At 58.2% G+C, this 9,753-nt stretch carries 9 protein-coding genes, 2 pseudogenes and 1 riboswitch; of the genes and pseudogenes, 5 read left to right on the forward strand and 6 right to left on the reverse strand.

Translation table 11 applies throughout. The features are described from left to right. The 4 genes from NW835_RS09515 to NW835_RS09530 all read left to right on the forward strand — a co-directional run. A partial coding sequence (locus NW835_RS09515; protein WP_414415150.1) for a DNA double-strand break repair nuclease NurA occupies window positions 1-773 on the forward strand: 773 nt, incomplete at its 5' end. Beyond that, window positions 770-1,363, forward strand: coding sequence for a hypothetical protein (locus NW835_RS09520; protein WP_414415151.1), 594 nt, complete (start codon window positions 770-772; stop codon window positions 1,361-1,363). The genes NW835_RS09515 and NW835_RS09520, both read left to right, overlap by 4 nt. Continuing rightward, window positions 1,363-3,087 carry an ATP-binding protein gene (locus tag NW835_RS09525; RefSeq protein WP_414415152.1) on the forward strand — a complete coding sequence of 575 codons (1,725 nt, stop codon included), beginning with the start codon at window positions 1,363-1,365 and terminating at the stop codon, window positions 3,085-3,087. Before NW835_RS09520 ends, NW835_RS09525 begins: the two co-directional genes overlap by 1 nt. A gap of 231 nt (window positions 3,088-3,318) precedes the next feature. After that, window positions 3,319-3,891: a hypothetical protein gene (locus tag NW835_RS09530; protein WP_414376258.1), complete on the forward strand. Its 573-nt coding sequence runs from the start codon at window positions 3,319-3,321 to the stop codon at window positions 3,889-3,891. 132 nt (window positions 3,892-4,023) lie between these two features. On the opposite strand, the gene NW835_RS09535 is transcribed toward NW835_RS09530, so the two are convergent. The 6 genes and pseudogenes from NW835_RS09535 to trpC form a co-directional block, all read right to left on the reverse strand. Beyond that, window positions 4,024-4,434 carry a M20/M25/M40 family metallo-hydrolase gene (locus tag NW835_RS09535; protein WP_414415153.1) on the reverse strand — a complete coding sequence of 137 codons (411 nt, stop codon included), beginning with the start codon at window positions 4,432-4,434 and terminating at the stop codon, window positions 4,024-4,026. A gap of 64 nt (window positions 4,435-4,498) precedes the next feature. Beyond that, window positions 4,499-4,852: pseudogene (locus NW835_RS09540) on the reverse strand (sirohydrochlorin chelatase); the annotation flags it as partial. Between the two features lie 29 nt (window positions 4,853-4,881). Beyond that, window positions 4,882-5,018: riboswitch (cobalamin riboswitch) on the reverse strand. A gap of 42 nt (window positions 5,019-5,060) precedes the next feature. Beyond that, entirely contained in the window at window positions 5,061-7,391 is a 2,331-nt protein-coding gene (locus tag NW835_RS09545; RefSeq protein WP_414415154.1) for a heavy metal translocating P-type ATPase, read from the reverse strand. Window positions 7,392-7,518: 127 nt separating this feature from the next. Beyond that, entirely contained in the window at window positions 7,519-7,713 is a 195-nt protein-coding gene (locus NW835_RS09550) for a heavy-metal-associated domain-containing protein (RefSeq protein ID WP_414364881.1), read from the reverse strand. A gap of 64 nt (window positions 7,714-7,777) precedes the next feature. Continuing rightward, window positions 7,778-8,017, reverse strand: a complete 240-nt coding sequence (locus tag NW835_RS09555; protein WP_414335099.1) for a DUF5340 domain-containing protein — start codon at window positions 8,015-8,017, stop codon at window positions 7,778-7,780. A gap of 40 nt (window positions 8,018-8,057) precedes the next feature. Further along, window positions 8,058-8,957 carry an indole-3-glycerol phosphate synthase TrpC gene (gene trpC / locus NW835_RS09560; RefSeq protein ID WP_414378097.1) on the reverse strand — a complete coding sequence of 300 codons (900 nt, stop codon included), beginning with the start codon at window positions 8,955-8,957 and terminating at the stop codon, window positions 8,058-8,060. A 432-nt stretch (window positions 8,958-9,389) separates the two neighbouring features. On the opposite strand from trpC, the pseudogene NW835_RS09565 reads away from it, so the two are divergent. After that, a pseudogene (locus tag NW835_RS09565) lies at window positions 9,390-9,753 on the forward strand (hypothetical protein); the annotation flags it as partial.

Genomic DNA, 9,753 nt, shown 5'->3' on the forward strand with positions numbered 1-9,753 from the left:
TCGATGTACTGACTCCAAAGGATTTGGGATCCGATAGCAGCGGTGAGCCCAAAGAGCGCGTTGTCAACATGCGTCGCTTTCAAATGGAAACAGAAAAGCTGGTGGAATATATCCGGAGAGCTCAGCCTGGATCCCGAAAGTTGGCCTTTTTAGATGGGGCGTTGGTGGCTACCTTCGCGGAAGCTCTTGAGCCGGAAAGCCGAGATTTCTACGTACAATGTTTACTCCAGGTGCTGCGGGCCAGCGAGCAAAACCGGATCCCCATCGTTGCCTACATCGACACCACCTATACCTCAGATCTGGTGACATTGCTGCGGCATTGCTTCGATCTTCCTGAAGCTCCTCAGCTCCACGATGCCCAATTGCTTAGCCCCTGGCTAGAGTGGGGGGAGCGCACGCCTTTTTTTATCTGCGCTCGTGGCGGCAGCCTCAACCCTCAAGATGGGATCCTCAACTCCTACCAAGAAATGCGGGAGCGAGTGGGATTTGTCTATTTGCGCACCAACAACAACTTTCCGGCCCGGCTGGAGATACCGGTTTGGGTTTATGAGGCAGGACTTTTGGACTGGGTGGTGGATCTGGTGCGCTGCGAGGTGATCATTGGAAGAGGCTATCCCTATGTGTTGGAGACAGCCGATCAAATAGCCGTCATTCGCAACGAAGATCGCAACCTTTTCCTGCGCCTGATGCAAGATTGGGCAAGCCGCGAGAAGCTCAGCCTCAGGTTATCTCAGAAAACGGTGAGTAAACTGCAGCGGAGGCGGGTTCGATGAGATTGGGCAAGGTGGTTCGCTCCAACAATCACTGCGACTACGTAGTGCAGGTGGATGACATCTTAGAAGTCAAGAATCCTCCCTCTCCCGACGACTATGGCTTTGGCAGCTTTGTTAAGCTGGAGAGCGATCAACGGCACTGGGCTGTGGGTCTGGTCTATAACACCCAAATTGTCAACCCACTCTTTCTCAACTCCGGCCCACGCCTTTCCAGCCAGCCGGATCCCTATTTTTCCCCTGATTTACAAAACGAGGTGCGCACACTGCTTTCGGTGGTTCTCATCGGAGCTTTGGACGAAGAGCGGGGCTGTGGCCGGCAAGGGATCCCGCGCGTGGTGGTGCCCGTAAACACACCCGTTTTTCGCATGAGCCAAGAAGAAATCCTACGTTTTCACCAAGATCCCCAAGGTCAAACCCAGTTTTCGTACTATGGATTGCTCTTGAGCAGCGGTGGCAACTTTGCTGACCACCTTATTTATCAAGTCTTGAACGATATCATACCCATGTTTTCCGATCCAGTCCAACAGCGGGCCCTGCAAATTCTAAGTAAAGAATTGGCCTGGAAAATGACCGTAGGAGCGATGCGCTGATGACCAAAAAAACTGTAGGGATGCCTCAGCCCTCTGAGAATGGGCGCTATCCAAAAGCTGTTTTCTCCTCTGATGAAGAAGCCCCAGCGGTAATCGGCACCGTCAAGGGCCCCGGTGAAACCCCCAACCAATATGTGTTTATCACTTCCAATACCCAAGCCGTAAGGGTAGGCGATTTTGTCTACTATGAAGTGCGGGATCTCCAGTCCCAAACCCTGCAAATCCTAGGCAAAATCAGCCAAGTCCAGCTTTTGGATCACATTCCCGATCGCATCTTTGCCGACACCGAGATCGATCCCAGCACCATTGTGGCTTTGGTGGGCTTTACCCATCCCAACCCAGAAATCTACGCAGTTACCGTCGAGGTCATCGGCTATTTTCACCGCGCCATGGGCTTTATTAACCCCCGTCGCCCTCCGGATCCCGGTGCCAAAGTCTTTTTGGCCTCCAATCGTCTGCTGAAATCGATTTTGAACAAACGGGATGAAACAGCCATTGGGGGCGCTCACTTGGGCAGTTTGCTGTTGCGCGATGAGGGAGCGGTGCCCGTGGTGCTGGATGTCAAGGAAATGGTTAGCACCCATCTGGCTATTTTGGCAGGGACGGGATCCGGAAAATCCTATACGGCGGGGGGCTTGATTGAAGAGTTGATGTTGCCCAAAAACCGGGCTGCTGTTCTTATTTTTGATCCTCATGGGGAATACCATACGCTGGCAGAGATGCAGTCCCACCCCAAGTTTTTGGGCGAAGACGGCTACCGCCCTAAGGTTAAGGTTCTCTCCCCACAAGAAATTAAGATCCGTGTGTCTTCTCTCAACTTTTTCGATATCCTTACCCTCCTGCCAGAGACCACCGACCGGCAGAAATCTTTCCTAGAGAAGGCTTTCCGCAAGGTTACCCAGTTTAATCCAGTACGTTGGACGATTCAGGATCTGATCGACGCCGTCAACGAAGCGGATTCCAAGGAAGATGGATCTCAAGGATCCTCAGCACCTGCCCTGGAGTGGAAGCTGGAGCAGATCGATCGCTCTCCCTATTTCAGCAATGTAGAACACCTGGCTCCAAAGGATTTGTTTGAGCCAGGGCAGGTAACCATCTTACAAATGCACGAGATTAGCCAGGAAGAGCAGCAGGTGATTGCCGCTGCTATTCTGCGCCAGGCCAATTACGCCCGCATTAACACCCATAAAGGCAAGATCCAGCCGGGGGATGAAAATTACCTGCCCTATCCTGTTTTTATCTTGTTGGAAGAGGCCCATCGCTTTGCCCCTGCCCACGAGCCTTCCCGCTGCAAGCAGGTGTTGCGCACCATCCTTAGCGAAGGACGCAAGTTTGGACTGGGAGTAGGTCTCATTACGCAACGCCCCGGCAAGTTGGACTCAGATATTCTGTCGCAATGCATGAGCCAATTTTTGATGCGAATCGTCAACCCTTCCGATCAAGAAAACCTGCGCCACAGCGTTGAGGCTGCCGGACGGGATCTGCTCCAAGAATTGCCGGCTTTGAGCAAGGGTCAGGTAATCGTCTCCGGTGTGTGTGTCAATACCCCTGTTCTGTGTAAAGTGCGGCAGCGCTACACCCAGCATGGTGGCGAAACCCTAGATATCCTCGGCTTGTGGCAAAATCACTTTCAGGCGCATCGCCAACGGGATCGCCTGGCCCAATCTGCTCCCCTTAAGCCACGTCCTCAGCCTCAAGTGGTTGAGGGATTGAGTATTGACTAGAGATCCTCAAAAGCTGAGGTCAACCAGCAGCCGAGCATCCTGTCTATAAATGTTGAGTCAAAAAATCCATGCAGTTTAGAACGGTTCATGACCGTCCCTTGTAGGTTGCGACACTTCCCAAGTGCTCCGGGATCCCAAGCTTTTCTGCTCAGGAGAGATGAGCATTGCAGCTCAAAAAAAAGTTTCACGACCATTTGGAACGCTAGTTTGCTGCCAGCGGAGAAGAAAGTTGTGGTGAGGAAACAAGCTCTTTGGCGAAGTTGGGTGGGCATTGCCGCTGTGGCTCTACTGGGATCCGGCCCTGCCTATGCCCAGTTGCGGCTGATTCCTGAGGCGGCGCGGCAGGTCTACGCGGCCTTGCCAGATTTGCCGCTGGAAAATGGCTATACCCCCGTGAACCCCAATGACGGCGGCCCCGCGCCCGAGGAAGATACCTTGGTGCGGCGGATGATGGTCTACCACCTGCAGGTGGTCGGTCGCTCTCCTACCGACCGCTTTGACTGGCAACTGACGCTAGCGGACTATTTGGACGCCAATGAGCCGATAGTTGCCCAGCGCTACCCGGGTGCCGAGCGCCTGACGGTTAACCCCTATGCCCAAGACAAGGCAGCCGTGCAAGCCCTGACCCGGCAACAGCGACAGGCCCTGCTGCGGGCCATTCTGCTGGCCTTCGGCGGGGATCCCGATCCCAAGCCCCTGTACATTCCCACCGCCTTGAACCCTGTCCCTGCCCCGCCCACCCCAGAACCGCTGCAACGCTTGCCGATCCCCGGCGCTGGATCCGCCGACCTACTCCGGCCCTAGAGGCGACCCCTCTCCCTGAGGCCCTCACCCCCGGCCCCTCTCCCTCAGGGAGAGGGGAGCTAGGACTTGACGTAGCGAGCGGCTTCGTCAGTTATATTCCAGTGGCCATAGCTTTTCTGGGAAGTGCTCCCCTCAGCCCAAAGTCTTTCCGGTGTAGTTTTCAATGCAGCGCAAGAACAGCTCCACGCCAATGCCGAGAGCAGCTTCATCAAAGTCAAAGCGGGGATGGTGATGGGGATAATCTAGTCCTTTGGCAGGGTTGGCGGATCCCAGGAAAAAGTAGCAGCCGGGCACCTCGTTGAGGAAAAACGAGACATCTTCCCCGCCCAGGGTCATCTCAGGAACGATCGCGGCTTCTGAACCAAACACCTGGCGGGCGGCTTGTTCTACCAGGGCTGCTATGGCAGGGTCATTGTGAACCGCCGGATAGCCCCGCTCGTACTGGAACTCGTAGGTGGCCCCGTAGGCTTGGCAAATGCCGGCCACGATTTCTTCAATACGCCTTGCCAGCAAATCCCGCACTTCCGGCTGAAAGCTGCGCACGGTGCCCCAAATCTCTGCCCTGGGAGCGATGACGTTGAAAGTATCGCCGGCCCGGAAGCGGCCCCCCGTAGTGGATGCGCAACTGCGGGTGGAGGGCCTGCAGGCGATCCAGCTCCACGGTCACGTCGAACTTGTTGTGGCGCGCCCCAAACAACAACAGCGGCAGAGCCACGATCTCCTGCCACCCTTGGGCCAAGCATTGTTCCACCCCCTGGGCGATGCTCGGCTGCGCCAGCTCCAAAAAACAAGGGATCACCGGCCGCTGGGGGGTGAGGGATTGGTACGCTTGGGCCAACTCCAGAAAGGCTTGCTGCCCCTCCGGGTCGCGGGATCCATGGCCGATGAGCAAGAGGGGCAATGGAGGAGAAGGAAACTGCCCAACCGCAAGGGGAGGGGAAACAGGGAGGGTATTCAACACAAAAAACTCCGTTCCTTGTGAATCGCAAGGGGTACAGGACAAGGGCAGGTGGGTGTTCTGGCTGAGGGAGGGATCCCATCACAGTTGCGTCACAGTGGCGGATTTGCACCGCGCTTTCCCCAATCTGCCCGAGCCTCTTAGGTTAGCTTGCCGCTTGCTCTTCACCAAGCCCCCCTGGGGGGATAGCCCCGGCCCCCTACCTTGATCCCTAGCTCCCCTCTCCCTCAGGGAGAGGGGCTGGGGGTGAGGGCCGAAAATGCCGCAGCCGCAGGGCGTTAGCCACTACAGAAACAGAGCTCAAGGCCATGGCCGCCCCCGCCAGCATGGGGTTGAGCAACCAGCCGGTGAAGGGGTAGAGCGCCCCGGCGGCAATCGGGATCCCGAGGGTGTTGTAGATAAAGGCGAAGAAGAGATTTTGGCGGATGTTGGCAAGAGTGGCGCGGCTGAGTTGAATGGCGGTGACCACGCCCCGCAAATCGCCGGCTATTAGGGTAATGTCGCTGGCAGCTATGGCCACATCGGTGCCCGTCCCGATGGCGATCCCCACATCGGCTTCTGCCAGTGCCGGCGCATCGTTGATGCCATCTCCCACCATCGCTACCGGGTGTCGGGGCCGTCTGAGCTGGCGAATGTAGGCTGCCTTTTGCTCGGGACGGACTTGGGCGATCACCCGGCGAATGCCTGCCTGCCGAGCAATGGCCTGAGCGGTGGTGGGGTTATCCCCGGTCAGCAGAATCACCTCCAGGCCCATCTCCTGCAGCTGGCGCACCGCGGCGGGGGAGGTGGGTTTGATCGGGTCGGCAATGGCCAACAGCCCCACCAGACGATGGGATTGCGCCACGCCGATCACCGTTTTGCCTTGGCTTTCCCAGGTCTGAACCCGCTCCGACCAAGAGGGATCCCACGGGATCCCTATCGCCTGCAGCCAGCTCAGCCGACCGATGCGCACCTGCTGCCCCTCCACCCAGGCTTCTGCCCCCTCGCCCACTTTTGCCTGAAAGTGCTGGGCCGACGGGATTGAGATGCCTTCGGCTTTGGCTTTTTGCACCACCGCCTGGGCCAGCGGATGTTCCGAGTATTGTTCCACTGCTGCTGCCAGGCGCAACAGGGCTAGGGGAGAAGAGCCTGGCGTCCAGATATCGGTGACGCTGGGACGGCCCTCGGTGAGGGTGCCGGTTTTGTCCAAGACCACCGTGCGCAAGCGGTGGGCCAATTCCAGGCTATCGGCGCTTTTTACCAGGATCCCCAATTCCGCCCCCCGCCCCGTCGCCACCATGATCGAGGTGGGGGTGGCCAACCCCAGCGCACAAGGGCAGGCGATGATCAGCACCCCAATGGTGTTCACTAAGGCCAGCGTTGGATTGCCCGCCAGCCCCCACCAGAGGACAAAAGTTAGAATGGCTACCCCGATCACCGCCGGCACAAACCAGGAGGTCACCCGATCCGCCACTTGCTGAATGGGGGCCTTGGATCCCTGGGCCTCCCGCACCAGGCGCACGATCTGGGCCAGAAGCGTATCTTTGCCCACCCGCCGCGCTTCCATCACAAAGCTCCCCGTCTGGTTGAGGGTGGCCCCGATCACCTCATCTCCTGCCGACTTACTCACCGGCAGGCTCTCGCCAGTCACCATCGACTCGTCCAGGCTGGAGGATCCCTCTAGAATGACCCCATCCACCGGCACCTTCTCACCAGGGCGCACCCGGATCCGATCCCCCACCTGCACCGCCGCAATCGGGATATCCTGCTCCACCCCATCGCGGATGACCCTTGCCGTTTTCGGCTGCAACCCCATCAGCTTGCGAATGGCTTCGGAGGTTTGCCCTTTGGCCCGCTGCTCCATCCACTTGCCCACCAGCACCAGGGTGACGACCACCGCCGCCACTTCGTAATACACATCCGGGTGCAGGCCCTGGCGATGAAAGAAGTCGGGGAAAGTCGTCGCTAAAAGGGAGTAGAAAAAAGCAGCGCTCGTTCCCAAAGCTACCAAGGTATTCATGTCCGCCGAGCGCCGTTGCCAAGCCACCCAGGCGCCACGATAAAAGTGCTGGCCCACCCAAAACTGCACCGGCGCCGTCAGCAGCAACTGCAACCACGGATCCTGCAGCCAGGGGGGCAGGCCGGGGATCTCCCGTCCCAGCATCATCGGCAGGGATCCGATCAGCAGCACCGTGCTGAGGCCCACTCCTATCGCCACCTTCAGCTTCAATTCCCGTTCCGCCACCCATTGGGCGATCCGTTCTGTGTCGTCCGGATCCGACTGTTGCCAATCGTCTTCGACCAAGCACGCCCGATACCCCGCCTGCTCCACCACCCGGATCAACGCTTGGGGATTCACCAGCCGGGGATCCCCACGGACGATGGCCTGCTCGCTGGCAAAGTTGACCGTTTGGGCTGTAACGCCCCGCACGCGACTCAGGGCCTGTTCAATGCCGGCAGCGCAGGAGGCACAGCTCATACCCTGGATGGCCAAGCGCCAAGTGCCGCCAGCAGATGAAGCGGACAGGCCGGGGGCAGCGGAATGGGAACCAGAATCAGACATGGCTGTCCTCAGAGCAAAAATTTAGGTAGTAAAGAAAAAGCGACGCAAAAGCTCTCTTCCCCCCCACAAGGGGAAAACCCCACCTCTGAACTCTGTCCTGCTAACGCTGCCGGGCAGGAAAAAATCGCTAGGCCGGCGGATAGCCCACTTGGGCAAGCACCTGCCGCCAGTCGCTGTCGGCTCGCTCAGACGTAATCCGCACCTGCTTGGTCTTGGGATCCGCTTCCACGTGGGCCTGGGGATCCCGTTGCCGCACCGCCTGCGTGATGGTATCTACACAAGCCGCGCAGGCCAGCTTGGGCACCGTCAAAACAACTTGCATCCTGGGAAGCCTCCCCAACCCAATGCCACCTGCTTGATGCTAAACCTTCCAGTGGGCTGGAAGGTCAAGAGGGTGGCTGAGGTTCCTCTATGTTCCAGCGGTAATCCACCTGATAGCCCCGCTGTCGCCACTCCTCCTCCAGTTGCAACTGTTGGGTCAGGGCTTTGCGCAAAGAGTTGATCAGCTCTTGCGTGCGGGCTCGATTGCCAAAATCCTGTTCCTCCACAGTCGGAAACGTTTGCCGCTCCAGAACCCGCAGCAGAAATTCGTAGTGGACGTGAGCTGGCACAGGAATACGTTTCATCGATCTAGGCCATTCTTGGGATTCATTGACAATCCTGGGTTTACTGGGGTGACAACAGGGAGCGGACGGCTTGGCCGGGATCCGGCTGCGTTACCAGCGCTTCCCCCACCAGCACGGCGCGCACCCCCCAGCTCCGCAACTGCTGCAGATCGGCAGGAGAGTGAATGCCGGATTCGCTGACCACCGGCAGATCGCCCAGGCGATCCCGGTGGGCGGCCAAGAGATCCCGCGTCGTGTTCAAGTCCACCGCAAAGGTTTTGAGATCCCGATTGTTGATGCCGATCAACACCTGACCTTTGGCCTGGTGCAGTTGCGGCAAGCCCAAAACCCGCTGTAACTCTTGGCAAGTGTGCACCTCCAGCAGAGCTGCCATGCCCAATTGCTGGATCAGCTTGAGAAAATAGCCCAAATCCGCATCCGAGAGAATGGCAGCAATCAACAGCACCGCATCCGCCCCCAGAGTACGCGCCCAGAGAATTTGGTAAGGGTAGAGGATGAACTCCTTGCACAGGATGGGGATCCCGACTGCCTGGCGGATCTGGCGCAGATACTCGCCGCTGCCCTGAAAAAACCGCTCATCCGTGAGCACCGACAGGCAACTGGCTCCCGCCGCCTCGTAGCTTTGCGCAATGGCCACCGGATCAAAGGGATCCCGGAGAACCCCACGGCTGGGGGAGGCTTTTTTCACCTCAGCGATGAGGGAAACGGGGTGAGGGGATTGGGTAAGGGCCGCCACAAAGTCTCGCACCGGCGGCGCTTGATCCAGTTGCTGCTGCAATTGCTTTAGGGGGAGCTGCTCCCGCCGGCGCTCCACCTCCTGCTCTTTGTGCCAGATGATCTCCTCTAAAATGTGGCGCGGTTTGGCTTCCGGCGCTGTTGTCTGGTACACCTGAGAGGCCACGACGACCGGCGGGGCAGGAGAACGCCGACGAACGGCCAGCGGCTCACCTTGCAGCTCCATACCACCCCTGAGCAGAACTCTACACCTCACCCTAGACTACTCTAGTGCTCTGCGGTCGGTTTGAATAGCTACTCCGCATATCCCCAAACCGCCTCTGGCAAAGGTGTTTTTTTTACCCTATGGTTGAGTTTGGGACTGAGCAGCCGCAGATGCTGGTTACACTGACAGTTCAGTAGGGAGCCGGCTGAGGCGCTGCTTGATACGAGACAAGGTGCTGCTCAGGACGAGATGGATCGAGATAGATCCAAGTCAACCTCGGTCAATTGAGAGGCTTGACGCAGGTTTTCGCGCCCTGGGGTGCCTTGCTGCAGCAGCCGTTTCGTCTCCCCATCTTGCCCAACTGTGGACAAAGGCTCGGCTGAGGCAGAGTTTGGGATATCGCTGTCCATGCTGTTTTGAAGGAGTTCGGGCGTGCTGTACCTAGCAGAGCTATCCAAGCCAATTGGGTTTGCTAAGTCGTCTCTGCAATTGCTGGCCAAGCAGCAGCAGGACAACACCTGGGTGCCTGTGAACGAAGAATCGATTACTCTAGAGGGCCGCATCGCCCAGGAGGCCGGGCGCTTCAAGGATGGGGCCCTGGTGCTGGCAGAAATCACCGGCAGCCGTCAGGTCACCCGCATCAACGAAGCCGCTCGCCAACTGGTGACCTACCTGCAAAACTTCAGCCAACTTCAGCTCAAAGCCCGCAGCCAGGAAGAGGAGATCGAGGTTTGGAAACAATCCCTCACCTTTCAGGCGCATGAGCTCACCCGCCGTGAGATGGAGCTGGCAGCCC

Origin of the sequence: Synechococcus sp. OH2, from assembly GCF_047462155.1 — a bacterium.
Classification (GTDB): Bacteria; Cyanobacteriota; Cyanobacteriia; order Thermostichales; family Thermostichaceae; genus Thermostichus.